We start from the raw sequence: 25,307 nt of genomic DNA, 5'->3' as shown, positions 1-25,307 counted from the left end.
AATGCTATGGATGACTTAACTCTGCGTTATTACGACGCTGAAATGCGCTACCTGCTGGAAGCCGGTGAAGAGTTTGCCCGTGCTCACCCTGATCAGGCAGCCATGCTCAACCTTGATAAAGCGGGGGCGCGTGACCCGTTCGTGGAGCGCCTGTTTGAAGGCTTTGCCTTCCTGATGGGCCGGCTTCGCGAGAAGCTTGATGACGATCTGCCGGAGCTGACCGAAGGACTGGTCAGCCTGCTGTGGCCGCATTACCTGCGTACCATTCCGTCGATGTCGGTAGTGGAGTTCACGCCCGACTGGCGTGAAATGAAAGAGCAGATGCGCATTGTAAAAGGTTTTGAGGTGAACTCGCGGCCCGTCGGTGAGAAGGGCACGCGCTGCCGCTATAGCACTACCAAAGAGATTATCCTTCAGCCGCTGTCACTGGAATATGCCCGATTATCGACGGGTCCTGACGGGCATTCGATCATCAGCCTGCGCTTTAACTGCAGCCATCTTGCCGACTGGAGCCGGGTCGATCTCCGACAGATACCCCTTTACTTCAATGCTGACGCACCCCTGGCCTGTGCCATGCATGAAGCCTTTACCATGAACACGGCGCAGCTCTGGCTACGGATGCCGGGTGACACGGACAGAAGACCGCTTGCCGGACATTTCACCGCGCTGGGATTTGGCGATGACGATACCCTCTGGTCGAAAGGAAACTGCAGCTTCAGCGGCTACCAGTTACTGCTGGAGTACTTCACCTTCCGTGAGAAATTCATGTTCACGGGCCTGCGTGGGCTGGAGAAAGTGGTCTTTCCGGCTGAGCTCCCCTGGTTTGAAATCGATGTGGTTCTGGCGCAACGCTGGGAGCATGATTTCAATTTTACGGAAAAGCACCTTCGCCTGAACTGCGTACCGGTAATCAACCTGTTCCCGCTGGAGTCGGATCCGCTGACGCTTAACGCACTGCAGACTGAATATATGCTGCGTCCGATGCGCGTGCAGGATGGCCATACCGAGATATATGCGGTGGATTCGGTGATGTCATCGAGCCAGCATACCTATGTCCCATTTTCCGGGTTTCGCCACAAAGGCGGAATGATGCGGCATGAAGCGCCGGAATATTACTACCATACCCGCGTGCGTCGGGGGCCTTCCGGGCTGCATAACACCTGGCTTATCCTCGGCGGCGAAGCCTTTGATAACCATACGGTCCCGGAAGATGAAAGTCTGTCACTGACGCTCACCGGCACCAACGGCCAGCTGCCACGCCGTGCGCTGCAGAGCACGGTTCTCGATACGGTGATGAAAACCACCTCGGCCAGCATCGCCGTACGTAACCTTTGCGCGCCGACGCTGCCCTGTTATCCCCCGGCACAGGATCGTTTTCACTGGCGCGTGCTGAGCCATCTCGGCAGCGGGTTTCTGTCGATGATGGACAACGCCGACGTGCTACGCGGCACCCTGGCGCTGTACGAGTGGACTGACAGCGAGATGAACCGCCGCCGCCTGGAAGCCATCATTGACGTGAAGCACAGCGAAACCGAGCGCTTTGAGCAGGGCTACCTGGTGCGTGGTGTGCAGATCGAAGTGACGCTCGAAAGCCACGGTTTTGCCGGACGTGGCGACATCTGTTTATTTGGCGAGATGCTGAGTCGCTTCTTCGCGCTCTACACCGATATCTACCTGTTTAACCGCCTGATTATTATCCTGCAACCGACCGGAGAACGCCTGCAATGGGAAGAGAAGCACAACCGCCGCATTCCCGGCTGAGCCCGCGACTGGAAGCTGATCTTCACCGCATTAACTTTTACCGTTTATGTCAGCTGCTGGAGAAGCGTAATCCCGGCGGGCCGCTAATGGGCTCAACCAGCCATCCGGCGGATGACCCGGTGCGATTTGCACCGCATCCGGGAATGGGGTTTCCGGTCAGTGAACTGAAAGCTGTCGACTATGACGAGGCTGATGACAGCAGGCCTCCGCTCATCCGAACAACCTTTATGGGGATGTATGGTGTCGATTCCCCCTTGCCGACCACCTATCTTGATGACATCACTCAGCGCCGTGAAGGGCATGAAGCGCTGCAGGGGTTTCTGGATATCTTCAGCCACCGCATCCTGACGCAGTTTTACCGCATCTGGCGTAAATATTCTTACCCGGCCACATTTGAGCCCGGCGGGACCGACACCATTTCGCAGTCGCTTCTGGGTCTGGTGGGGCTGGGTATTCCCGGCACCGCTAACCATATTGCCACACCCGTCTCCCGCTTTCTGGCGCTGCTGGGTGTGCTGCAACAGCCCGGTAAAACCCAGGAGGGGATGCAGGGACTGGTGACTTTGCTGGCCCCGGATACCACTGTGCAGGTCAGTCCTTACTGTCTTCGGCCTGTGGAGGTCAGTCAGCCTCTGGGTTTTTACGGTGATAACGATTTTCTGCTGGACGGTAACACGCCGCTTGGCGAAGAGGCGATGGATGCCAACAGCCAGTTGCTGATTGCTCTGTCCACAGATAATGAGCAGGAGTCGCAAAACTGGAAGCCGGATGGCCTGCTGTATCAGGATTTTCTGGTGATGCTGCGCGTTTATCTTGGCTGGCGTTTTAAGGCAAAAATCACCCTGACCACACGGACTCATCTGCTGGCCGCTCCACCGCTCGGCGACGGTCCTTTCTGGTTGGGTATGAACGGCGTACTGGGTGTGGAGAGAGATAATCTGCCGGACGACATCCCGCAGACTTTTACCACGGAACTGGGCTATTACACCGGCCTGCAGCCCGCCACACCACAACAAGGAAACCGACATGTTACGTACACATTTGATTAATCCCGCGTGCTGGCTACCTGCACTGCTGGCATGCAGTCTGACGGGCTGCGGGGTAACGCAGGGCATCACTGAGGGTACCAAATCGGCATTTAACGCTCTGTTTTATAAAAATATTAATGTGCTGCATCTGGATTTCACCGCACGTGAAGCGCTGAACACCGATTCACGGGAAAGTAACTCGCTGTCTGAACCGGTGGTGGTCCGGGTTTACCAGCTGAAAGACCGCAATACCTTTGACAAAACGGTCTACCAACAGCTGCTGAAAGAGGGAGAGGCCATTCTGCAAGCCGACCTGCTTGCCAGCCGTGATGTGGTGGTGAAGCCGGGCGGTGATGTCAGCCTGAATATGCCGATGGAGGCCGACGCGCAGTTTGTGGCGGTGGTGGGGTTGTTTCGCCACCCGGATACTGTCAACAACACCTGGAAGCGGGTGTTACAGCGTGAAGACCTCGATCCCGATAAGCCGCGCATTCTGGAAGCGGGTAACAATCATCTGACACTACTGCCGTTTAAGGACCGCTGATGACCCAGGGACATAACACACCTTCGCTGTATGAAATGCTCACCGGCCATTTCACCGGTGGCCTTGGTCTCAACCAGGTCAGTGAGGAAAATCAGCTCATCCTGTCAGTACTCGATAATATGCAGCGCATCCTTAACTGCCGTGCCGGCACGCTTGCACATCTGCCGGATTACGGCCTGCCCGATATGACCAGAATTCTGCAGGGGATGCCGGGAACGGCCCATGAGCTGATGGGCACGCTATCGGCCGTGCTGCTCAAATATGAACCCCGATTGAAAAAGATAGATGTTGTTCTTCAGCAGCAGAATATTCCCGGAGAACTGCGCTATGCCATTGACGCTGAACTTAAAGGGGTTGGACTGGTGCGATATGGCACGGAGTTTATGCCCGAAAGGCGTGTTCTCCTGCGCCATCTTAAACAGCAGCAGTATCTCGACACAGCAACCCGTATGTAAGGTCAGGCAACACCATGACAGTAAAATCGCAGTTCCTCAAAAAACTACGGGCCAGACAACCCGCGCCTGTCTCGTTTACCAGCAAAACGCAGGCCGATATCGCGGAGTTTCGCCTGCGAATGACGCAGCTTCAGGAGCAGATCGACGTGTGGCTGGTGGATACCGGACTGAAGGTAGAGACGCTCAGTACATCCGTGACGGACCTGCTGGTGGAGAGTGGGGTTTTTGATATTTCTGCTATCGTTCTGCGTCACGACGACAGGATCGTAAAGTTTATGCCGCTATTTCTTTACGGTCAGGGCGTGACCGGATGTGTGGAGGTAACGCTCCATGCAGCAGGCGGCATAACGTTCCTGGGGCGTTTGTGCATGCGGTCAGGTAATTCGGGTGGCTGGTCTTTTATGTCGCCAGATGCTTTATCTCTGGCAGTACAGCATTTCGATGAAAGCACGTTTTTTAATCTGATTCTGGCGCTCCTGCCGTAGCGGTCAGTACCACTATTTCTGCAGAATCACACAATCTGAAAGCGAATCCGCAACTCCCTATACAAACCCTCTTCCACTGTTTCAGATCCGTCAAATGGACAACCTGTCATGAATGACATCACCCAACGTAAAATTAAAACCGGTGGCGATCCGCGTACGCTATCGGATTACGCCGCCCTTCGCGATGAACTGAGTAAGCTGACACATCCGGCGCGTCCTGATGTTAACTGGCATTATGTCGAAAAACTTTGCCTCTCGCTGTTTGAACAAAATGGAGTGGAGCTACAGACAGTGGCCTGGTATACGCTGGCCCGCACGCAGCTAACCGGATTATTCGGTCTCAATGAAGGGCTGGCGATACTGGAAGCGCTGATAAGCCATCAGTGGGGTGTGCTATGGCCTCAGCCTGTCCATGCTCGTATGGAAATTCTCAGCAGTCTGAGTCAGCGTCTGCATCAACTGATGCGTATGATCCCGCTGAATTACAGCGACCTCAGCCAGCTTTATCATGCAGAGCAAAAACTTACCCGGCTGGGAGAAGTATTACAGCGTCTGGAGCTTAAGCATCTGAGCCAGCTTGATACCCTGCGAACACTGCTGCACAACAGTGCTGTCCGGCTGGAAAACAGTGATGATACAACCTGTTCAGGGTTAAAAAATCAGTCTGGTATTGTGTCGCCAGCTTCCGTGACGAATGCGGCTGCCGCATCCACCAGAGAGCTTACGGATGGTTCGCCTGAAGATATCCAGACGCCAGGCGGCACAGTGAAATGGGTGTACGTTGCGCAGCCGGAACCGCAGCCGAATGTGGATGTGCTGGCGACAGTGCCCACGCCGGTGAAACAGTGGAAATCCTTTATGGCCGGGATGTGTACCATGCTGCTGATAAGCGCTGCCGCATTGTGGAGCTGGCACCTTATTCAACGGCCTTCCCCGCTGAGGGTTCAGCTTGCCGCCTCGCTGGCACCATTACCTGCAGTTCTTGCGCCTGACAAACTGGCGCAATTACGCCAGCAGTCTCCACTACCCGAGGAACTCCTCACTCAGACGCAGCAGCAGCTTGCCCGGCTGGATGAATTACCTGCTGACTGGAATATTGACTATAGCCGTCTGTTGATTGAGCAGGCCAGGGTACTGTGGCCAGAGCAGGCAACATCTATGGCATTGCACTGGCAGCAACAGCTTAATGCTGCAGCACTACCGACAGAACGCCTGAATGGCTGGCATGAGGGGATGACGGCGCTACAGAAATTGAGTGACAGGCTAAACGGGCTGGATGAGAAAAAGGGAAAATATATGACGGTGAGTGAGCTGAAGTCAGTGGTCTTTTCCTCAATGCAGTCATTTAATCGATCCATACCGGCTGAGGAGCAACTGCGCGAGTTGTCCGCAAATCCTGCCGGTTTACCGTTACCTGTTACAGCCAGAGTTCAACTGGAGATGCACCTGAAACAATTGATAGCCCGCTATGCGGAAATAAAACAGACCGCTAAAGAGTAAGCGCGGGAGAAACTCGTTAATTCATTCGTTTACCCAAAGAGATATGGCGGGCGATCTGATCCATCACCCGAGATCACTGACCATCAAACGGAGTCAGGCACGAAATGCGGATCGGCATTAGCGGAGATGAGTGGCATAAAAAGTATTGCTGAGGTGTAGAATCTGGCGCTTCAGAACGCAAAAAACCCGCCAGAGGCGGGTTTCTTTAAATTGTGGTGCCCGAACCCGGACAAAAATGCCGGGAGCATTTTTGCCTCGCGCGCCTGCGCGACCCGTAGGGCGAGCCACAGGATGTGGCGAGTATATCGAACCTTCGATAACGGGTTCGCTTCAGAACGCAAAAAACCCGCCAGAGGCGGGTTTCTTTAAATTTTGGTGCCCGAACCCGGACAAAAATGCCGGGAGCATTTTTGCATTGCGCGCCTGCGCGACCCGTAGGGCGAGCCACAGGATGTGGCGAGTATATCGAACCTTCGATAACGGGTTCGCTCCAGAACGCAAAAAACCCGCCAGAGGCGGGTTTCTTTAAATTGTGGTGCCCGAACCCGGAATCGAACCAGGGACACGGGGATTTTCAATCCCCTGCTCTACCGACTGAGCTATTCGGGCAACGGGGCGCATTAAACCGTAAAGGCTGCGGGTCGTCAACGGCTTTCACTAAAAAACCCCAGGAAACGTGACTGATTGCCTGAATTTCAGTCAAAGCAGGTAAAACCTCAGGCCAGCGCGCCATTTTTGCGGCACAGCGCGATGCTGTAGACATCCTCCGCCAGCCGCTGAGCGGTGGCGACATCCTGCACATTACGCTTCACCAGTAGCCTGCTCAGACAACCTTCAAGGATCAGTTCCATCTGATCGGCCACCATACCTGGGTTATCCAGCTCCTGTTGCACCAGAATGTCATGGGTGAACTGCCATGAGCCGCGTTTTTGCTGCTCGGCCAGTTGATGGATGGGCTGATCGGGCTGAGGGTAGAAGCTACAGGCGGCGATAAACAGGCAGCCCGGGAAACGGCCTTTGCTGACCTGCTCACTCAGGACTTCATAGCGTGCCATCAGTTTCTGATCCGGCGACAGAGATTCATCCAGCAGAATCTGACGGCGCCAGGTTTCAATCTGCTGGCCGTGATAGCGGAGCGCATCATAAAGCAGCGCGTCGCGATCGGGCCAGAACTGCTGAAGCCGATCAAGCGTTAATTCAGTCTCTCCCGCCAGGGTTTCCAATGAGAGGGTGGCGGCGAGGCCGTTCTGTTCAAGCACATTCAATGCATGCTCGAGTATCTGTTCACGCTGCAAGTGACTCTCCTCTGGTATGCAGGCCCGGCAATTTCGCCGGGCAATGACCTGTCCAGTGTTGTTTATGGGGTAAGTTTCTGCAAATGCGCCTGGAAATCGGCGGCATTGAGAAACCCGGTGATGCGCGAGTCGGTGATTTCACGGCCCTGCGCATCAAAGAACAAAATGGTCGGTAAGCCCAGCACCCTAAGGTGCTGCAACAGCGCGTTGTCGCTGGCGCTGTTGGCTGTGACGTTAGCCTGTAGTAGCTGTACCTTGCTCAGGCTATCGCGCACGGCGCTATCACTAAAGGTATATTTTTCAAACTCCTTGCAGGCGACGCACCAGTCTGCGTAGAGATCGACCATAGTGATGCGACCATGTGCCTGCTGCAGCGCGCTATCGAGTTGTTGCGGCGTCTGGAGGGGCTGGAACGGCAGCGGTGCCACAGCATGCTGTACCGCCTGACCGCCAAATGCCCAGTCCTGTAACGGACGTGCGCTGATTAACGCCGCAGCCAGCATGACAATCTGCACCACGCGCCACTTACCGCTGCTGGCACGCAGGCTGACGCTGAACGCCCAGCCAAAGAACGCCACGCCAAGCAGACTCCAGAGTCGCAATCCCCACACGTCGCCCAGTACCCGCTCAAGCAGGAAGACTGGCAACGCCAGGATGACAAAACCAAAGCCCTCTTTGACGGTTTGCATCCACGGACCGCTTTTCGGCAGCAGTCGATTTCCAGACAGGGTTACAGCGATCAGCGGTAATCCCATGCCGACCGCGTAGAGCCACAGCGTCCCGGCACCGGCCCAAAGATTTCCGCTCTGCGCGATATAAAGCAAAATAGCGCTAAGCGGGGCAGTGGTGCAGGGCGAGCAGATCAAGCCGGCCAGCGCGCCCATCAGAAAGACGCCGGGCAGCGATCCCCCCTGCTGACGATTGCTCCACAGTGTCAGACGGGTTTGCAGGCTCGAGGGCAGTTGCAGCGTAAACAGGCCGAACATCGACAGGGCCAGCACGATAAACAGCACGGAGAGCGTCAACAGCACATATGGGTGCTGCAACGCGGCCTGGAAGCGCAGGCCCGCGGCCGCGACCACCAGGCCCAGCAGCGTATAGGTCAGCGCCATTCCCTGAACATAAACCATCGCCAACGCAAATAGCCGGCCCAGCGAATAGTGGCGATTTCCGCCCAGGATAATGCCGGAGATCAGCGGATACATCGGCAGCACACAGGGCGTAAATGCCACGCCGATGCCGATCAGCAGCGCCCAGAGCGGGGAAAAGGGCAGCGGATTAGCGGGCGTGGGCTGTGCACTGACCGGCGCAGGTGCGCTGCTGGCTGCTACCGCACTCACCGGTACGCTGCGCGTCTCGGGGGGATAACAGAACCCGGCGGCGGCACAACCCTGATATGTCACGCTGAGTGTGGCACCGGTGCCCGCCTGTTGCAGTATCACAGGCAGCGTCAGGTCCTGCGGATAGATCTCACTTTTGCCAAAGAATTCATCCTCATGCGGCTGACCAGCCGGTAGCGTCAGCGGCGCGAGGGTCGCGTTCTGCGGCGTGATGTGGATTTGCTGGCGATAGAGGTAATAGCCCGATTTCACTTTCCAGTGCAGATTAAGCTGAGCGCCCTGCTGGTCGAAGTCAAACGTAAACGCCTGATCAACGGGCACAAAGCGGCTGGTCGCCGGATTAGAAAAGAGGGATGCGTGCGCCTGCAGACAGATAAACAGCGTCAGCAGAAGCGTAATTAAGCGAGAGATGCGTGCAGCCATGACAAGTATTCACTATCTCCATGTTGAACCGGCAGCGCCAGCAATTCGGGGACATCGTAAGGATGTGCTTCTTTAAGCAATTCACACAGCGCCTGCTGATGATCGCTGTCGCACTTCAGCAGCATCTGGATTTCGCTGCTCTTCTCCATTTTGCCCTGCCAGAGATACCAGGATGTGGCACCCGGCAGCAGTGTCACGCAAGCTGCCAGTCTGGCCTCCAGCGCTAAGGCGGCAAGATGGTCTGCCGTGGCCTGATCAGGCGCAGTGCAGAGGATAACGACAGCATTCATCCTGAGACTCCTGTTTAAAAGAGCGGCGATGATAGCACGCTCCATCCGTAACACGATGAGCGGGCTATAACAGCAACCCACCGAAGACGAAGCCAGAGAGCACCGACAGCGCAATGGCAATTACCCCTGGAATGATAAAGGCATGGTTAAAGACAAACTTGCCAATCCGGGTTGAGCCCGTGTCATCCATCTCAACGGCGGCCAGCAGGGTCGGGTAGGTCGGCAGCACAAACAGCGCCGAAACGGCGGCGAAGGAGGCGATGGCCGTCAGCGGCGTCACGCCCAGCAGCAGCGCGGCGGGCATCAGGGCTTTGGTGGTGGCGGCCTGCGAATAGAGCAGCATCGAAGCGAAGAAGAGCACCAGTGCCAGCATCCATGGATAGGTTTTTAGCGTATCACCAGCCAGCATCTGAATCTCGGCCAGATGCGCTTTTACAAAGGTATCACCCAGCCAGGCGACGCCCATTACGCAGATGCAGGCGCTCATGCCGGATTTAAAGGTGCTGGCACTGAGGATCTCACTGGTGTCGAGTTTGCAGGTCAGGCTGATGAGTGTGGCGATGGTCAGCATAAACACCACAATCGCTTCATTGCGCGGCAGCGGTGGATTGACGATTAACCCGACGCTGGCGCTGGTTGCGGTGGCATAGAGCACCACAGCCACAATGCCCGTCAGAAACAGCAGCACCGATTTTTTCGCGCCCGGTTTTGCCTGGTAACGGCTGGCGCCACGCAGCGTGACTTCGCCTTTGGCGAGGCGGGCCTGATAAACCTCATCATCTTTCAGCTCACGGCCTAAGAAGTTAGTCACCAGCGCGGCCAGGAAGAGACCCACCATGGTTGAGGGGATGGCAATCGCCAGCAGGGTGATATAGCCGATACCGCGCGGTTCAAGCAGTGTGGCGAAGAAGACCACGGCGGCTGAAATCGGTGACGCAGTAATCGCTATTTGTGAAGCCACTACTGCAATCGATAGCGGCCGGGAAGGGCGTACGCCTTGCTCCTTCGCCACTTCCGCAATCACTGGCAGCGTCGAGAACGCAGTATGACCCGTACCGGCCAGCAGCGTCATCAGGTAGGTGACCAGCGGGGCCAGCAGCGTGACATGGCGCGGATGACGCCGCAGCAGGCGTTCAGCCAGGCTGACGAGATAATCCATGCCGCCGGCCACCTGCATCGCAGCGATAGCCGCGATCACCGCCATGATGATTTCAATCACATCGAACGGGATAGCGCCGGGTGCCATGCCAAATCCCAGCGTCAGGATCAACACGCCCATCCCGCCAGCAAAGCCAATGCCAATGCCGCCAAGACGTGCGCCCAACCAGATCGCCATCAAGACGATAATCAGCTCAACCACAAACATGAATCACTCCTGAACATTAAATCGGTAAAACCGGGGTGTGCTGTGTACCAAAAAAAAAGGCACACCGTTTTGATCGCGGTATGCCTTTGGTTAACCTGCGTCGGTTAAGCCTTACTGTTCGTTTTCATCGGTATAACGTTTGGCTTTATAAACCGGGTACATCAGGTTCTGTACCGAGAAGATATCGTCCAGTTCACTTTCCGTCAGCAGACCACGCTCCAGCACGACCTCGCGCACGCTTTTACCGGTTTCCGCACAGATTTTGCCGACGATGTCGCCATTGTGGTGGCCGATGTAAGGGTTGAGGTAAGTGACGATACCAATCGAGTTAAAGACATAGGCTTCGCACACCGCGCGGTTGGCGGTAATGCCGTTGACGCACTTCTCCAGCAGGTTGTAGCAGGCGTTAGTCAGGATGCTGATTGACTCAAACAGCGCCTGGCCAATAACTGGCTCCATCACGTTGAGCTGCAGCTGGCCCGCTTCAGAGGCCATCGTGACGGTGATGTCATTGCCAATCACTTTAAAGCAAACCTGGTTTACCACTTCCGGCACCACCGGATTGACCTTGGCTGGCATGATGGAGGAGCCCGCCTGCAGCTCTGGCAGGTTGATTTCGTTCAGACCCGCGCGCGGACCGGATGAGAGCAGGCGCAGGTCGTTACAGATTTTGGAGAGCTTCACGGCCAGACGTTTGAGTGACGAATGGACCATCACATAAGCGCCGCAGTCAGAGGTGGCTTCAATCAGATCTTCCGCCGGTACTACTGGCAGGTTGCTGACTTCCGCCAGACGCTGTACAGCCAGATGCTGATAGCCATCCGGCGTATTGAGACGGGTACCGATGGCAGTCGCGCCCAGGTTCACTTCCAGCAGCAGTTCAGCGGTGCGCAGAATACTTTTGGTTTCTTCGTTCAGCAGTACGCTGAACGCGTGAAACTCCTGACCGAGAGTCATCGGCACGGCATCCTGTAGCTGGGTGCGGCCCATTTTCAGGATGGTCTGGAATTCATCAGCTTTGTGCTGGAAGCCTTCGGCCAGCTGGCTGATGCCATCAAGCAGTTTCAGCAGAGAGCTGTAGACCGCGATGCGGAAACCGGTTGGATAGGCGTCGTTGGTAGACTGGCATTTGTTCACATGATCGTTGGGGTTGAGGTACTGATATTCCCCTTTCTGATGGCCCATCAGCTCCAGGCCGATGTTCGCCAGCACCTCATTGGTGTTCATGTTGACCGAGGTTCCGGCACCGCCCTGATAGACATCAACAGGGAACTGGTCCATACAGCGGCCGTTGTTCAGCACTTCGTCGCAGGCCTTAATGATGGTATCGGCAATGTTGCGCGGAATAGTCTGCAGCTCTTTATTGGCCATCGCCGCTGCTTTTTTGACCATCACCATGCCGCGGACAAATTCAGGAATGTCACTGATTTTGCTGTTGCTGATATAAAAGTTCTCAATCGCACGCAGAGTATGAACGCCATAGTAGGCATCCGCCGGAACTTCGCGCATGCCTAACAGGTCTTCTTCGATACGAATGTTGTTCGCCATGATAACCTTCTTATTGTTGCCGCTAACCATCACAAAGGATGTGTTTATTTTGTCGTGGTGTGCCCGTGCCGACATATTATCCGTCTTCAAAGGGGCGTGTGCGATCATATTCTGATGCTTAAGAAAAGCACGCATGCAGATCACTTAATGCTGCAGTCTGGTTAACGATATGTGAAGTTGGTTACAAAATTAACCCCGCAGGATAAATTTGATACGATCGGTTGAAAATGGCGGCGCGGGTGCCCATCTCTTTTCTTATCATCCTCAGGATGAACGCTTTCTGCTGACCGGCACGCTGCCGTTCAGCCCCTACTTACAGGAGAGTACGGTGCGCTGGATACCGTTATTAGTCTTTTTTATTCTGGCCTGGATAGAGATTTCACTCTTCATTCAGGTGGCACACGTCATGGGCGTGCTGCTTACCATGCTTCTGGTGGTGTTCACCTCGTGCATCGGGGTGTCGCTGGTCAAAAATCAGGGCATGAAGAACTTTATGCTGATGCAGGAGAAGCTGGCGCGTAATGAAAGCCCGGCCAGTGAGATGATAAAAAGCGTGTCACTGATCATCGCGGGCTTCCTGCTGCTGTTGCCTGGCTTCTTCACTGATCTGCTGGGTCTGTTGCTGTTGCTGCCACCGGTACAGAAGCATCTGACGCTGAAACTGATGCCCCATCTGCGCGTCTGGCGCGGACCGGGTGCTGGCCCTGATAGCGGCTATACCATGGATGGCGAGTTCGAGCGTAAAAATAGCGATCGCCTTGAGCACCATGACGATCACAAGGATCGTTAACCGCAGTTTAAGCCTCTGAAAGCGCAACCTCCGGGTTGCGTTTTTTATTTACCCCATCATCTGTTTAAAAAGTCACCACTTATCACATCCGGATAAAAAAATTTGTTGTCCGCCCCCTTGAAAGTGGGTGGTGGCGGCCCTATCTCTCTGGTCACGAGGCCGGAAGCCATGCAGCCCGGTGTTCAACCCCAAAACTGAATGATTGGACTTCTCAAAGGAGAGCTATCAAATGAAAATTCGTCCATTGCACGATCGCGTCATCGTCAAGCGTAAAGAAGTTGAAGCTAAATCAGCTGGCGGCATCGTGCTGACCGGTTCTGCAGCCGGTAAATCCACCCGTGGTGAAGTTCTGGCTGTCGGCAATGGTCGCATCCTTGAGAGTGGCGACGTTAAGCCGCTGGACGTGAAGGTTGGTGACGTCGTGATCTTCAATGAAGGTTACGGTGCTAAAACCGAGAAAATCGACAACGAAGAGGTGCTTATCATCTCTGAGAGCGACATTCTGGCCGTTGTTGAAGCGTAATTTTTACGCGTAATTCACTGAACGAAACGAATTTAAGGGATATTTAAAGATGGCAGCTAAAGACGTAAAATTCGGTAATGACGCACGCGTAAAAATGCTGCGTGGCGTGAACGTACTGGCAGATGCAGTAAAAGTTACCCTGGGCCCGAAAGGCCGTAACGTGGTTCTGGATAAATCTTTTGGTGCACCGACCATCACTAAAGATGGTGTTTCTGTGGCACGTGAAATCGAGCTGGAAGACAAGTTCGAGAACATGGGCGCGCAGATGGTGAAAGAAGTGGCCTCTAAAGCGAACGACGCTGCAGGCGACGGCACCACCACTGCAACCGTACTGGCTCAGTCTATCATCACCGAAGGCCTGAAAGCGGTCGCAGCGGGTATGAACCCGATGGATCTGAAGCGCGGTATCGACCAGGCGGTTATCGCTGCAGTTGAGAAACTGAAAGCGCTGTCTGTGCCTTGCTCAGACTCTAAAGCCATTGCGCAGGTGGGTACCATCTCTGCTAACTCCGATGAAACTGTAGGCCAGCTGATTGCTCAGGCGATGGAAAAAGTCGGTAAAGAAGGCGTGATCACCGTTGAAGAAGGCACCGGCCTGCAGGATGAGCTGGATGTGGTTGAAGGTATGCAGTTTGATCGCGGCTACCTCTCTCCTTACTTCATCAACAAGCCAGAAACCGGTGCGATTGAACTGGAATCTCCGTTCATCCTGCTGGCTGACAAGAAAATTTCTAACATCCGTGAAATGCTGCCAGTGCTGGAAGCCGTTGCGAAAGCAGGCAAACCACTGCTGATCATCGCGGAAGATGTTGAAGGCGAAGCGCTGGCAACGCTGGTGGTTAACACCATGCGTGGCATCGTGAAAGTGGCTGCTGTGAAAGCACCAGGCTTCGGCGACCGTCGTAAAGCGATGCTGCAGGATATCGCTATCCTGACCGGTGGTACCGTGATCTCTGAAGAAATCGGTATGGAGCTGGAAAAAGCGGCTCTGGAAGATCTGGGCCAGGCTAAACGCGTTGTGATCAACAAAGACACCACCACCATCATCGACGGTGTGGGTGAAGAAGCGACAATCCAGGGCCGTGTCACCCAGATTCGTCAGCAGATCGAAGAAGCAACCTCTGACTACGACAAAGAAAAACTGCAGGAGCGCGTAGCGAAACTGGCAGGCGGCGTAGCCGTTCTGAAAGTAGGCGCAGCAACTGAAGTTGAAATGAAAGAGAAGAAAGCCCGCGTTGAAGATGCGCTGCACGCAACCCGTGCTGCTGTAGAAGAAGGCGTGGTTGCAGGTGGTGGTGTGGCGCTGGTTCGCGTTGCAGCACAGCTGGCGGATCTGCGTGGTCAGAACGAAGATCAGAACGTCGGTATCAAAGTTGCGCTGCGCGCGATGGAATCTCCACTGCGTCAGATCGTGTCTAACGCCGGTGAAGAGCCATCTGTTGTTGCTAACAACGTGAAAGCGGGCGACGGTAACTACGGTTACAACGCGCAGACTGAAGAGTATGGCAACATGATCGACTTCGGTATCCTGGACCCAACCAAAGTGACCCGTTCTGCTCTGCAGTACGCGGCCTCAGTTGCAGGTCTGATGATCACCACCGAATGTATGGTCACTGACATGCCTAAAGGCGACGCACCTGATTTAGGCGGCGGCGCTGGCGGTATGGGTGGCATGGGCGGTATGGGCGGCATGATGTAATTGCCGTTGACTGCTTAAGTCATCACAGAACCCCCGATCGGAAACGGTCGGGGGTTTTTCTTTTGGGCGGGAAAATAGTATAAGTAGTGTCGCAATCGTTCGTCTTTCCTCTTGATATCTTCCGCTGTCTGCACGCTGACTGCTGCCGCCTCGCCGGATGGACTTATTATCGTAAGTTACCGGGACGCGCCACTCTGCTGGCCTGAATACAGTATGAAATATGAAGATGATATAACGGGATTAAGGCAATGAATGTTCAGAAAAAAGAGATCTTTTTCTGCTACGCTGCCACCCGACTCTGATGATAATAAATGGGGATTACAATGCGGATTAACCTCTTGCTCGGACTGACGGCTGGCGCGTTATTGCTGGCGGGCTGCAGCAGCTCTACGCAACTCTCTTCAGCGGGGCAGCGTGTGACGTTTACCGATCAGCAGCCTGGCAATAACTGTCAGCTTCTGGGCAATATCACCGGCTCACAGAGCAACTGGCTGAGCGGTGCAGGCGGTGAAACCAGCGCACTGCGTGGTGCGGCCAATGATCTGCGCAATCGTGCAGCCGAGATGGGCGGCAACGTGATTTATGGTGCCACCAGCCCGACGCAGAATCTGTTGTCCGCGTTCGCGCCACTCGACAGCAAAATGACTGGCCAGGTTTATAAGTGCCCATAGTGTGAGTCGGGCATCCTACCGTATTCAACCGGCCAGCCTTGCGCTGGCCGTTTTTATTCCTGACGTAACTGCAAATCTAACGGTGTTTTACTCGGCTCACCGCCGATTTCACGCGCCAGCTTTGGCACCAGATAGCCGGAGACCTGTGAGAGCAGGGACCGAACCAGCTGGCGTGCCTCGTCGTCTGAGACAAAGAAATGCGCGGCGCCCTGGACTTTGTCCAGCACGTGCAGATAGTAGGGCAGAATACCGGCATCAAACAGCGCATTGCTCAGGGTAGCCAGCGTCTGGGCATTATCGTTGATGCCACGCAGCAGCACGCTCTGATTCAGCAGGGTCACACCGGCACGCTTCAGCCTGATCATCGACTCACGCAGCGCCTCATCAATCTCCTGCGCATGGTTAATATGCGTCACCATAATCACCTGCAGTCGGGTATCGCTTAGCATCTGACAGAGCTGTTCGGTAATACGCGCCGGTATAACGACCGGTAAGCGGCTGTGAATGCGCAGACGTTTGAGATGCGGGATCTGTTCCAGCGCGGCGATCAGCCAGGCGAGCTCATGATCTTTGGCCATCAGAGGATCGCCGCCGGAAAAAATGATCTCATCCAGCTCGGGATGTTCGGCGATATAGTCCAGTGCAGCCTGCCAGCTACGCTTATTGCCGGGATTATCCTGATAGGGAAAATGACGGCGGAAGCAGTAGCGGCAGTTAACGGCACAACCGCCTTTTACCAGCAATAATGCCCGGTTTCGGTATTTATGCAGCAATCCAGGCACAACGTTGCTTTGTTCATCGAGCGGATCGGTGCTATAACCTGGCGCATCGATGAATTCCTGGCGACGGGTCAGTACCTGAAGCAGCAGTGGGTCGTGCGCATCGCCTTTTTTCATCCGGCGGATGAACGCATGCGGTACCCGTAAGGCGAAAAGACGCCGCGCATCCGCACCTTCAGCCAGCTCGGTGTGCTGATCCAGGGCTAAAATCCGCAGTAATTCATCAGGTTCGGTGACAACATCCGCAAGTTGCTGCAACCAATCTTCTCTGGAAGGTGTTTTTAGGGTTACAATGTGTGCCATTTTTTTGGCTTAGTACCAGTGTCAATTTTCGTAGAGGGCCTTCATGGCGACTTATTCTAGCAACGATTTCCGTCCCGGTCTTAAAATCATGTTCGAAGGCGAGCCGTATGCCATCGAATCCAGTGAGTTCGTTAAACCGGGTAAAGGTCAGGCATTCGCACGCGTTAAAATGCGTCGCCTGCTGACGGGTTCTCGCGTTGAGAAAACTTTTAAATCTACCGACTCCGCCGAAGGCGCAGACGTTGTAGATACCAACCTGAACTACCTGTACAACGACGGTGAGTTCTATCACTTCATGCACCCGGAAAGCTTTGAGCAGTTCCAGGTTGAAGAGAAAACGGTAAACGATGCAGCGAAATGGCTGCAGGATAACGCTGAGTGTATCGTTACGCTGTGGAACGGTCGCCCGATCGCCGTTCAGCCGCCGAACTTTATCGAAGCTGAAGTTATCGAAACCGATCCTGGCCTGAAAGGTGATACTGCGGGTACTGGCGGCAAGCCAGCCAAGCTGTCTACCGGCGCCGTGGTGAAAGTGCCATTGTTCGTGCAAGAGGGCGAAGTGGTCAAAGTTGACACCCGCTCTGGCGAATACGTGTCACGCGTGAAATAAGATTCGCAGGCGCATCTCCGGATGCGCCTTTTTCTTGTCTGAGAGAAAAAAATGATCAAGCTGGCAAAATTAATCGCGTTCGCGTTGCTGGTCTCTTCTGCGTTAAGCGCCTGCAACACATTCCACGGTTTTGGCGAAGACGTCTCCCACTTAGGTGGTGCCATTTCCCGTGCGGCAAAATGACCTAACGGATTGTCTTTTTTAGAGTCGCGCCAGCAGCAACTGCCGTAAATCCGGCTATGCTTAAAGCGCTGTACTTTACATCCATCAAAAAGGACATTGTTATGTTAAAGAAAAGTATTGCCGCAATCTTCTCTGTACTGGTGCTCTCTTCTCTGCTGACGGCGTGTAATACAACACGTGGCGTCGGTGAAGATGTCGAAGCGGGTGGCCAGGCGATTCAGAACAGCACGAAGTAACCTGTTATTCCAACCGGTACGAAATGCTTTTCGTACCGGCTTGCCAGCTTTTGCACTATTTCTGTTTTACCCAGATTAACTCTTCCACCGGGAAACCGTTCTGACGTGCCTGTTCAACCAGTTTCTCTTTAACGCCCGGCTCCAGCTGCGGTGTGCGTGACAGTATCCAGAGATAGTGGCGATTCGGGCCGCACACCATCGCATAGCGATAATCGGGATCCAGTGCGATAACGTTGTAGCCGCCATAGAAGGGGCCAAAGAAAGAGACCTTCAGGGATGCACGCTGTGGCTCACCAGTGAAATAGGCTTTGCCCACGCTCTCCTGCCAGCGCTGCTTTTTAACGTTGTAGCCACGATTGATCACTTTCAGACCGCCATCTTCACGTGGGCTGTAGTTTGCCGTTACCTGTTGAAGGCCGCGCTCAAAAGGGTGATTAAGGCGGGCAATCTCATACCACTGACCAAGGTAGCGCTGGCTGTCGAAGTTATCTATGACCGTGACGTTTTTTGGCGGCGTAGTACTGCAGGCGACTGAGAGAAAAGCACTCAGGCTGGCAACAACTGTTTTCCATGGAGACATAGTGGGATTCCTTTGTGATTTAACCGCTTAAGTATAGAAGCTGAAACGCTGTTATTGGCAGCATGGGCGCGAGATTGTTTGCCACATGCATTGCAGGTAGACTTCCCACCCTAATTTGTATCAGGAGTCATCACCATGAGCGAAACGGCAAGCTGGCAACCAAGCGCATCCATCGCCAATTTGTTAAAACGCGCCGCTATTTTAGCTGAAGTGCGTCGTTTCTTTGCCGATCGCGGCGTGCTGGAAGTGGATACGCCGGCGATGAGTCAGGCAACGATTACCGATATCCATCTGGTGCCATTCCAGACGCGTTTTGTCGGGCCTGGCGCGGCGCAGGGGCGCGATCTCTGGCTGATGACCAGCCCGGAATATCATATGAAGCGCCTGCTGGCGGCAGGCAGTGGCCCGATTTACCAGATGGCGCGCAGCTTCCGCAATGAAGAGGCGGGACGTCACCACAACCCCGAGTTCACCATGCTGGAGTGGTATCGTCCGCATTACGACATGTACCGCCTGATGAATGAAGTCGACGATCTGATGCAGCAGGTGCTGGAGTGTGACAGCGCAGAGTCGCTTTCTTATCAGCAGGCGTTTATCCGTCATCTGGAGCTGGACCCGCTGTCTGCGGATAAAGCGCAGTTACGTGAAGCGGCTGAGAAGCTGGGTGAAGGCGAGCTGGCGCGCGCAGAAGAAGATCGCGATACCTTACTGATGCTGCTGTTTATGCTGGGCGTGGAACCGAAGATTGGTCAGGATAAACCCTGCTTCGTTTATCATTTCCCGGCCAGCCAGGCAGCACTGGCGGAGATCAGTACTGAAGATCACCGTGTGGCTGAGCGCTTCGAGGTCTATTACAAGGGCATTGAGCTGGCGAACGGTTTTCGTGAACTGACCGATAGCCGTGAGCAGCGTCAGCGCTTCGAACAGGATAACCGGCGTCGAGCGGCGCGTGGCCTGCCTGTACATCCTATTGATACTTATCTGCTGGATGCACTGGCGCATGGTATGCCAGCCTGTTCGGGGGTCGCGCTGGGTGTTGATCGTCTGATCATGCTGGCGTTGAAAGCGGAGTCATTGAGTGACGTGATCGCGTTTCCGGTGGATCGCTGCTAATCGGTTATTCACAAACGGTGACGGAATAGTGGGGAAGGGTTGGCCCGGATGAAGAGCAAAGCGTCCGAGCCAGGATGGCGAGGCCGACCGCCATGGATGGCGGCCTTCTTTGCGATCAGCTGGGCCATCCCTGACCTGGCTCCGGTTTTAGCTAGTTACTATTGTCCGGGAATTCCTGAATGGTCACCGGCAGCGTCAGTTTCTGATCGTTGCGCAGCACCTGCACCTCAATCACTGAACCCGGGCGAATTTCTGCCACCTGATCCATCGTCTCCTGTGCGGAAATGGCCGGCTTGCCGTTTACACTGAGCAGCACATCGTTGGCCTGAATCCCGGCTTTATCTGCGGGCCCGTCTGGTGTGACCACACTGACAATGATGCCCTGAACCCGATCCAGATTGCTGCCCTGTCCATGCAGCGGCGGTAACTCACGCCCGGTAATGCCGATATAGCCGCGGATGACCCGACCATCACGAATCAGCTTATCCATGATTTTTGAGGCTAAGACCGTTGGAATGGCGAAACCAATTCCTTCCGGTGTTTCACCATCATTGCTCTTATCAAAGGTCAGGGTATTAATACCCATCAGCTCGCCGAGCGAGTTAATCAGCGCACCGCCGGAGTTACCCTGGTTGATTGAGGCATCGGTCTGCAGGAAGTTCTGTCGGCCTGACGAACTCAGACCTACGCGGCCCGTGGCGCTGATAATGCCCTGCGTCACCGTCTGACCGAGGTTGTAAGGATTGCCGATCGCCATCACCACATCACCAATGTGCGGCTGACGGTTTGGATTAATCGGGATAACCGGCAGGCCGGAGGCCGTAATCTTGAGAACCGCCAGGTCGGTCATTCCATCGGAACCCACCAGCGTCGCTTCAAAGAAGCGGCCATCCTGCAGCGCCACGATGATCTGATCAGCATTGTTGATAACATGCTTGTTGGTAAGGATGTAGCCTTTAACATTCATGATCACCCCTGAACCCAGGGTAGTGATCCCACGATTGTTGTTGGTGTGGGCGCTGCGATTGTAAACGTTCACGACAGCAGGCACGGCGCGTCGCACCCCTTGATTGAAGCTAAAGGGCGTTTCGTCGGTAATATTTTCGTGGTTATAAAGGGCGTCGCTGCCCATACGCAGTGCAGGCAGTGCTGCGAGCAAAATACCCGCCACAATCAGGCCCAGCACCACGGCACGCAAGAGTTTAAGAAACATGGTGTTAAATCACGCCAGGGGAGATCGCAGGGGAGAATAGCATGAGAGCGGCGGACACACACGTGCTTGTGTCCGCCGTAATGCGAGGTTTATCTCAACAACAGATAGATACTTTCATCGCCACGCACTACATTCAGAGCCAGCACCGGCGGTTTACCCTCCAGTATTTTACGCATTTCAGCAATGGTCTGAACCCGGTTGCGGTTAACACCGATAATCACATCATCTTTCTGCAGACCCACCTGCTCAGCGGGTGTGCCTTTCTCGATGGTATCGACCTTCACGCCTTTATCCCCGGTTTTCGTCTGTCCATCACTCAGGGTTGCGCCCTGAAGCGCAGGGGACATCAGCTGTGCGCTCGCGGTAGTCTGGGCGCTCTGCTCCAGCGTGACGGTAACCGTTAACGGTTTCCCTTCACGCAGCAGGCCGAGTTTGACCTGTTCGCCTGGCGGTGTGGTGCCGACTTTTACGCGCAACTCAGCGAAGCTGGTAATCGGCTTATCGTTGATGGACGTAATAATATCGCCTGACTTCACGCCCGCTTTCTGTGCGGCAGACTGCGGTAAGACTTCAGAAACAAAGGCACCGCGCTGCGCATCGACATTAAAGGCCTTAGCCATATCGGCCGTCATTTCAGTGCCTTTAATACCCAGCTGACCACGCTTCACTTCACCGAACTTGATCAGCTGCTGCGCGAGGTTCATCGCCATATCACTGGGAATGGCGAAGCCGATACCGATGTTTCCGCCGCTGGAGGCGAGAATAGCGGTATTGATACCGATCAGCTCGCCGTTAAGATTGACCAGCGCACCGCCTGAGTTACCGCGGTTAATCGCAGCATCGGTCTGAATAAAGTTTTCCAGCCCTTCCAGGTTCAGGCCGCTACGGCCCAGCGCAGAGATAATCCCGGACGTGGCGGTCTGTCCCAGACCAAACGGGTTACCGATCGCCACCGCGAAGTCGCCCACTTTCAGCTGATCAGAATCCGCAACTTTCACCTGCGTAAGGTTTTTCGCGCCCTGAATCTGAATCAGCGCGATATCGGTCTGCTCATCATGGCCGATCAGTTTGGCGTCATATTCGCTGCCGTCGCCAAGCTGTACGCTGATCTTATCAGCACCGTTAACCACATGATTGTTGGTCAGTACGTAACCTTTGGCGGCATCAATAATGACGCCAGATCCCAGACCTTCAAACGGTTGAGGCTGGCTATTCCCGCCAGGCATCTGGCCGAAAAAGCGTTTAAGCGGTTCAGGAATATCCTGAGCCTGTGCACCTGAATCGGTGCCTTCCACGTGAACACTGACCACGGCGGGTAACACTTTCTCCAGCATCGGCGCCAGACTCGGCAGCGGCTGGCCCGCAATTTGTGCTGGCAGCGTTGCCATCGCGTCTGGCGCGGCGGCAAGACTCATCCCAATACTCAGGGCTAATGCGCTAAACAGGCGTGCTTGTTTTTTCATTGCTACAACGCTCTCGCTGCAAAAGGTGGGAGGAATTAATCAATGTGACAGTCGTTTGCGGTCAGGGTTCGCAAATTCAGTGGGCGCAGACAGGCTGCGCCCCAAAAAGATTAGTCGCGGGCAGGGCGCTCGCCACGCAGTAAACCCGATGCGCCTTCAGAGTAGTCGCGCGGCATCTGCACCGGGACCTGATCGTTATCCGCTTCAGCTTCAGTCAGCTGATACGCAAACGGATTTTTCTGCCCAGGCAGATTTGGCAGCAGGTCATTGGAGCCTTTTGCCATGTGCTGATAGAGCTGACGATAATCACGCGCCATGTTGTCCAGCAGCTCCGCGCTCTGCGCGAAGTGGTTGGTCAGTTCTTCGCGATAATCAGCCAGCTCCGCTTTCGATTTTTCCAGCTCATACTGCATGCTGCGCTGCTCACGCAGCTTTTTGTTGCCAAAACGCATGGCGACTGCGCCGACAATAATACCTACCACTAAACCAATTAGCCCGTATTCCCAGGTCATAATGACTCCCGTGTTATTTCCATTGTTCCGTAGGGCATTGCACCATTTCAATAATAGTCACTATACCCGTTAATCTTATGGATGTGGAACTCTGGAGCAGCATGGCTTAGTGTAGAACGGCCTTTTTTTCAGCAACCGTGGTATGAATCAGACACCATTCAGGGACTTTGAAACAACAATGCAAACCTCAACTCCGCTTGCACGCTATGAGCAGGCGCTGTCGCAGGGCGAATTCAGGCCCGATGACGTACAACGCGAAGCAATTACCCGTTTAGACGCGCTGCAGCAGGCGCTGGTTGCCCGGCAACAATCTGCCGCGCCAGCCGCATCTGGCCTGCTGGGTCGCCTGTCAAAATTGATCGGCAAAGAGAAAAACGAGACGCCGCAACCGGTACGTGGACTCTATATGTGGGGCGGTGTCGGGCGCGGTAAGACCTGGGTCATGGATCTCTTTTTTCAGTCTATTCCTGGCGACCGAAAACTGCGCCTGCACTTTCACCGCTTTATGTTGCGGGTGCATGAAGAGCTGACGCAGCTCCAGGGTCAGAGCGATCCCTTGCTGATTATCGCGGACAAATTTAAAGCCGAAACGGACATCCTCTGTTTTGATGAGTTTTTTGTCTCTGATATCACGGATGCGATGCTACTGGGCACGCTGATGGAAGCGCTGTTTGAACGCGGTATCGCACTGGTGGCCACCTCGAACATTCCGCCCGACGATCTCTATCGCAATGGTCTGCAGCGTGCACGCTTCCTGCCAGCCATTGAGCAGATAAAACGCCACTGTGATGTGATGAACGTGGATGCCGGTATCGACTATCGGTTGCGCACGCTGACCTCCGCACACTTGTGGAACTATCCGCTGAACCCGGAAACGCACGCTGAAATGACGCGGATGTTTAAAGCGCTGTCGGGCAGCCAGCCAGAAGCGGCGCCGGTTCTGGAGATTAATCACCGCCAGATGCCGACGCTGGGTGTCAGCGAAGGCGTGCTGGCGATTAACTTCAAAACCCTGTGCGGTGAAGGGCGCAGTCAGCATGACTATATTGCGCTGTCGCGCCGTTTTCACAGCGTGCTGCTGTATGACGTGCCGGTGATGATCTATAAAACCGAAGATCAGGCGCGCCGTTTCCTGGCGCTGGTCGATGAGTTCTATGAACGTCATGTGAAGCTGGTAGTCGCGGCGGAGACGTCACTGACCGAGATTTATCAGGGCACGCGGCTGAAATTCGAATATCAGCGCTGTTTATCCCGCCTTCAGGAGATGCAGAGCGAAGAGTATCTGCGTTTGCCGCACCTGCCGTGAGAATAAACAGGATAAATACCGAAATAGGGTTCGATTTTTGTAACCGACTTCTCTATAATCTTGCGACCCCACGTTACAGCAAAGGATTTTTTTCCCAAATCCTCTGTGTTCCAGTAACTCTATCCGAAGGGGTGGCTTGCTGGTCAAAATGGTCGTGTGAGCCTCATTCGTTTACTTAAGCGTTTGGGATTTCACCAACGTGTAACTTAATTTGGGTAAGCTTTTCGATGAAAACTTTTACAGCTAAACCAGAAACCGTCCAACGTGACTGGTTTGTAGTTGACGCAACGGGCAAAACTTTGGGTCGCCTGGCGACTGAACTGGCGCGCCGTCTGCGTGGTAAGCATAAAGCGGAATACACTCCGCACGTTGATACTGGTGATTACATCATCGTTCTGAACGCAGAAAAAGTTGCTGTAACCGGCAACAAGCGTACTGACAAGATCTACTATCACCACACTGGTCACATCGGTGGTATCAAACAGGCGACCTTTGAAGAGATGATTGCTCGCCGTCCTGAGCGTGTGATTGAGATCGCGGTTAAAGGCATGCTGCCGAAGGGCCCGCTGGGTCGTGCTATGTATCGTAAACTGAAAGTTTACGCAGGCAACGAGCACACCCATGCGGCACAGCAACCGCAAGTTCTTGACATTTAATCGGGATTAAAGGCAATGGCTGAAACTCAAAACTACGGCACTGGTCGCCGCAAAAGCTCTACCGCTCGCGTATTCATTAAGCCGGGTAGCGGTAACATCGTAATTAACCAACGTTCTCTGGAACAGTACTTCGGTCGCGAAACTGCCCGCATGGTAGTTCGTCAGCCGCTTGAGCTGCTGGACCTGGTTGGTAAATTCGATCTGTATGTCACTGTTAAAGGTGGCGGTATTTCTGGTCAGGCTGGTGCGATCCGTCACGGTATCACCCGCGCTCTGATGGAATACGACGAATCACTGCGTGGCGAACTGCGTAAAGCAGGCTTCGTTACTCGTGATGCGCGTCAGGTTGAACGTAAGAAAGTCGGCCTGCGTAAAGCACGTCGTCGTCCTCAGTTCTCCAAGCGTTAATTGTTTGCAGCTCCGGCTGCGACAATTGGCTCAAAAAACCCGCTTCGGCGGGTTTTTTATTTACTGCCGTCCCCTCGACTTCCGGCGAAAACCGTAACGTCGCGCTCAATTTACCTGCAAACATTCATTCCACGCCCACAAGTAGCCTAAAATCTGGTAAACTCTGTGTCACTTTGCGCCCGCAGGCCGGTGCGTTATGCGCCTTCCCACTGTCGGGGCGTCAGTAT

27 protein-coding genes and 1 tRNA gene are annotated in these 25,307 nt (G+C 54.5%); 17 read left to right on the top strand and 11 right to left on the bottom strand.

What is annotated here, in order from left to right; all coding sequences use genetic code 11:
- Window positions 1-6 precede the first annotated feature (6 nt).
- The 6 genes from tssF to IAI47_RS17350 all read left to right on the top strand — a co-directional run bounded on the left by tssF (window position 7) and on the right by IAI47_RS17350 (window position 5,773).
- Complete coding sequence (gene tssF / locus IAI47_RS17375) at window positions 7-1,761, top strand: type VI secretion system baseplate subunit TssF (RefSeq protein WP_008926673.1); 1,755 nt, start codon at window positions 7-9, stop codon at window positions 1,759-1,761.
- A complete protein-coding gene (gene tssG / locus IAI47_RS17370; RefSeq protein WP_008926674.1) occupies window positions 1,725-2,810 on the top strand; it encodes a type VI secretion system baseplate subunit TssG in 1,086 nt (361 codons plus the stop codon). Before tssF ends, tssG begins: the two co-directional genes overlap by 37 nt.
- Window positions 2,788-3,333: a type VI secretion system lipoprotein TssJ gene (gene tssJ, locus IAI47_RS17365; RefSeq protein ID WP_008926675.1), complete on the top strand. Its 546-nt coding sequence runs from the start codon at window positions 2,788-2,790 to the stop codon at window positions 3,331-3,333. Before tssG ends, tssJ begins: the two co-directional genes overlap by 23 nt.
- Window positions 3,333-3,788 carry a type VI secretion system baseplate subunit TssE gene (gene tssE, locus IAI47_RS17360; protein ID WP_008926676.1) on the top strand — a complete coding sequence of 152 codons (456 nt, stop codon included), beginning with the start codon at window positions 3,333-3,335 and terminating at the stop codon, window positions 3,786-3,788. The genes tssJ and tssE overlap by 1 nt, the downstream gene beginning before the upstream one ends.
- Window positions 3,789-3,802: 14 nt before the next feature.
- The gene (locus IAI47_RS17355; protein WP_008926677.1) at window positions 3,803-4,273 is read left to right on the top strand and encodes a hypothetical protein; all 471 of its coding nucleotides are present in this window, start codon (window positions 3,803-3,805) and stop codon (window positions 4,271-4,273) included.
- A gap of 108 nt (window positions 4,274-4,381) precedes the next feature.
- Window positions 4,382-5,773 (top strand): VasL domain-containing protein, encoded by a 1,392-nt coding sequence (locus IAI47_RS17350; protein ID WP_008926678.1) that lies wholly within the window; start codon window positions 4,382-4,384, stop codon window positions 5,771-5,773.
- A gap of 533 nt (window positions 5,774-6,306) precedes the next feature.
- Here the strand turns inward: IAI47_RS17350 and IAI47_RS17345 are convergent.
- The 6 genes from IAI47_RS17345 to aspA all read right to left on the bottom strand — a co-directional run bounded on the left by IAI47_RS17345 (window position 6,307) and on the right by aspA (window position 12,035).
- Window positions 6,307-6,382 (bottom strand) — tRNA-Phe (locus IAI47_RS17345).
- Window positions 6,383-6,489: 107 nt separating this feature from the next.
- Window positions 6,490-7,068 (bottom strand): transcriptional regulator, encoded by a 579-nt coding sequence (locus IAI47_RS17340; RefSeq protein ID WP_003848326.1) that lies wholly within the window; start codon window positions 7,066-7,068, stop codon window positions 6,490-6,492.
- A gap of 62 nt (window positions 7,069-7,130) precedes the next feature.
- Complete coding sequence (locus tag IAI47_RS17335) at window positions 7,131-8,831, bottom strand: protein-disulfide reductase DsbD (RefSeq protein ID WP_008925390.1); 1,701 nt, start codon at window positions 8,829-8,831, stop codon at window positions 7,131-7,133.
- Window positions 8,807-9,121 carry a divalent cation tolerance protein CutA gene (gene cutA, locus IAI47_RS17330; RefSeq protein ID WP_003848322.1) on the bottom strand — a complete coding sequence of 105 codons (315 nt, stop codon included), beginning with the start codon at window positions 9,119-9,121 and terminating at the stop codon, window positions 8,807-8,809. Before cutA ends, IAI47_RS17335 begins: the two co-directional genes overlap by 25 nt.
- A gap of 64 nt (window positions 9,122-9,185) precedes the next feature.
- A complete protein-coding gene (locus tag IAI47_RS17325) occupies window positions 9,186-10,487 on the bottom strand; it encodes an anaerobic C4-dicarboxylate transporter (protein ID WP_008925391.1) in 1,302 nt (433 codons plus the stop codon).
- Window positions 10,488-10,598: 111 nt separating this feature from the next.
- Window positions 10,599-12,035 (bottom strand): aspartate ammonia-lyase, encoded by a 1,437-nt coding sequence (gene aspA, locus IAI47_RS17320; RefSeq protein WP_003848319.1) that lies wholly within the window; start codon window positions 12,033-12,035, stop codon window positions 10,599-10,601.
- A 328-nt stretch (window positions 12,036-12,363) separates the two neighbouring features.
- Here aspA and IAI47_RS17315 point away from each other — a divergent pair, with 328 nt between their 5' ends.
- From IAI47_RS17315 to IAI47_RS17300, 4 genes are all read left to right on the top strand, one after another.
- Window positions 12,364-12,825, top strand: a complete 462-nt coding sequence (locus IAI47_RS17315; protein ID WP_181405311.1) for an FxsA family protein — start codon at window positions 12,364-12,366, stop codon at window positions 12,823-12,825.
- Window positions 12,826-13,054: 229 nt separating this feature from the next.
- The gene (locus IAI47_RS17310) at window positions 13,055-13,348 is read left to right on the top strand and encodes a co-chaperone GroES (RefSeq protein ID WP_003848316.1); all 294 of its coding nucleotides are present in this window, start codon (window positions 13,055-13,057) and stop codon (window positions 13,346-13,348) included.
- A gap of 49 nt (window positions 13,349-13,397) precedes the next feature.
- Window positions 13,398-15,047, top strand: coding sequence for a chaperonin GroEL (groL, locus tag IAI47_RS17305; protein WP_008925393.1), 1,650 nt, complete (start codon window positions 13,398-13,400; stop codon window positions 15,045-15,047).
- A 323-nt stretch (window positions 15,048-15,370) separates the two neighbouring features.
- The gene (locus IAI47_RS17300) at window positions 15,371-15,718 is read left to right on the top strand and encodes a DUF4156 domain-containing protein (protein WP_008925394.1); all 348 of its coding nucleotides are present in this window, start codon (window positions 15,371-15,373) and stop codon (window positions 15,716-15,718) included.
- A gap of 53 nt (window positions 15,719-15,771) precedes the next feature.
- On the opposite strand, the gene epmB is transcribed toward IAI47_RS17300, so the two are convergent.
- A complete protein-coding gene (epmB, locus tag IAI47_RS17295) occupies window positions 15,772-16,800 on the bottom strand; it encodes an EF-P beta-lysylation protein EpmB (RefSeq protein WP_033743098.1) in 1,029 nt (342 codons plus the stop codon).
- 43 nt (window positions 16,801-16,843) lie between these two features.
- Here epmB and efp point away from each other — a divergent pair, with 43 nt between their 5' ends.
- The 3 genes from efp to IAI47_RS17280 all read left to right on the top strand — a co-directional run bounded on the left by efp (window position 16,844) and on the right by IAI47_RS17280 (window position 17,829).
- Window positions 16,844-17,410 (top strand): elongation factor P, encoded by a 567-nt coding sequence (gene efp / locus IAI47_RS17290; protein ID WP_008925396.1) that lies wholly within the window; start codon window positions 16,844-16,846, stop codon window positions 17,408-17,410.
- Window positions 17,411-17,461: 51 nt separating this feature from the next.
- Entirely contained in the window at window positions 17,462-17,593 is a 132-nt protein-coding gene (locus IAI47_RS17285; RefSeq protein ID WP_003848306.1) for an entericidin A/B family lipoprotein, read from the top strand.
- A gap of 101 nt (window positions 17,594-17,694) precedes the next feature.
- On the top strand, window positions 17,695-17,829 hold the full coding sequence (locus IAI47_RS17280; protein ID WP_003848302.1) for an entericidin A/B family lipoprotein: 135 nt from the start codon (window positions 17,695-17,697) through the stop codon (window positions 17,827-17,829).
- A 55-nt stretch (window positions 17,830-17,884) separates the two neighbouring features.
- Here IAI47_RS17280 and IAI47_RS17275 read toward each other — a convergent pair whose 3' ends face one another.
- Entirely contained in the window at window positions 17,885-18,409 is a 525-nt protein-coding gene (locus tag IAI47_RS17275; RefSeq protein ID WP_008925397.1) for a lipocalin family protein, read from the bottom strand.
- A gap of 135 nt (window positions 18,410-18,544) precedes the next feature.
- Between IAI47_RS17275 and epmA the strand changes: the two genes are divergently transcribed.
- Window positions 18,545-19,522, top strand: a complete 978-nt coding sequence (gene epmA / locus IAI47_RS17270; RefSeq protein ID WP_008925398.1) for an elongation factor P--(R)-beta-lysine ligase — start codon at window positions 18,545-18,547, stop codon at window positions 19,520-19,522.
- Window positions 19,523-19,673: 151 nt separating this feature from the next.
- Here epmA and degS read toward each other — a convergent pair whose 3' ends face one another.
- The 3 genes from degS to zapG form a co-directional block, all read right to left on the bottom strand.
- The gene (gene degS / locus IAI47_RS17265; protein ID WP_003848295.1) at window positions 19,674-20,735 is read right to left on the bottom strand and encodes an outer membrane-stress sensor serine endopeptidase DegS; all 1,062 of its coding nucleotides are present in this window, start codon (window positions 20,733-20,735) and stop codon (window positions 19,674-19,676) included.
- A gap of 89 nt (window positions 20,736-20,824) precedes the next feature.
- A complete protein-coding gene (gene degQ / locus IAI47_RS17260; protein ID WP_008925399.1) occupies window positions 20,825-22,198 on the bottom strand; it encodes a serine endoprotease DegQ in 1,374 nt (457 codons plus the stop codon).
- Between the two features lie 110 nt (window positions 22,199-22,308).
- Window positions 22,309-22,710 carry a Z-ring associated protein ZapG gene (gene zapG / locus IAI47_RS17255; protein ID WP_003848291.1) on the bottom strand — a complete coding sequence of 134 codons (402 nt, stop codon included), beginning with the start codon at window positions 22,708-22,710 and terminating at the stop codon, window positions 22,309-22,311.
- A 178-nt stretch (window positions 22,711-22,888) separates the two neighbouring features.
- Here zapG and zapE point away from each other — a divergent pair, with 178 nt between their 5' ends.
- The 3 genes from zapE to rpsI all read left to right on the top strand — a co-directional run bounded on the left by zapE (window position 22,889) and on the right by rpsI (window position 25,080).
- Window positions 22,889-24,016 carry a cell division protein ZapE gene (zapE, locus tag IAI47_RS17250; protein ID WP_033743099.1) on the top strand — a complete coding sequence of 376 codons (1,128 nt, stop codon included), beginning with the start codon at window positions 22,889-22,891 and terminating at the stop codon, window positions 24,014-24,016.
- Between the two features lie 227 nt (window positions 24,017-24,243).
- Window positions 24,244-24,672 carry a 50S ribosomal protein L13 gene (gene rplM / locus IAI47_RS17245; RefSeq protein ID WP_008925400.1) on the top strand — a complete coding sequence of 143 codons (429 nt, stop codon included), beginning with the start codon at window positions 24,244-24,246 and terminating at the stop codon, window positions 24,670-24,672.
- A 15-nt stretch (window positions 24,673-24,687) separates the two neighbouring features.
- On the top strand, window positions 24,688-25,080 hold the full coding sequence (gene rpsI, locus IAI47_RS17240) for a 30S ribosomal protein S9 (protein WP_008925401.1): 393 nt from the start codon (window positions 24,688-24,690) through the stop codon (window positions 25,078-25,080).
- Window positions 25,081-25,307: the final 227 nt, after the last annotated feature.

Origin of the sequence: Pantoea sp. MT58, from assembly GCF_014495885.1 — a bacterium.
GTDB classification, from domain to species: domain Bacteria; phylum Pseudomonadota; class Gammaproteobacteria; order Enterobacterales; family Enterobacteriaceae; genus Pantoea; species Pantoea eucalypti.
Note: the sequence above shows the minus strand (reverse complement) of the source record. Positions and strands in the feature narration are given on the sequence as shown.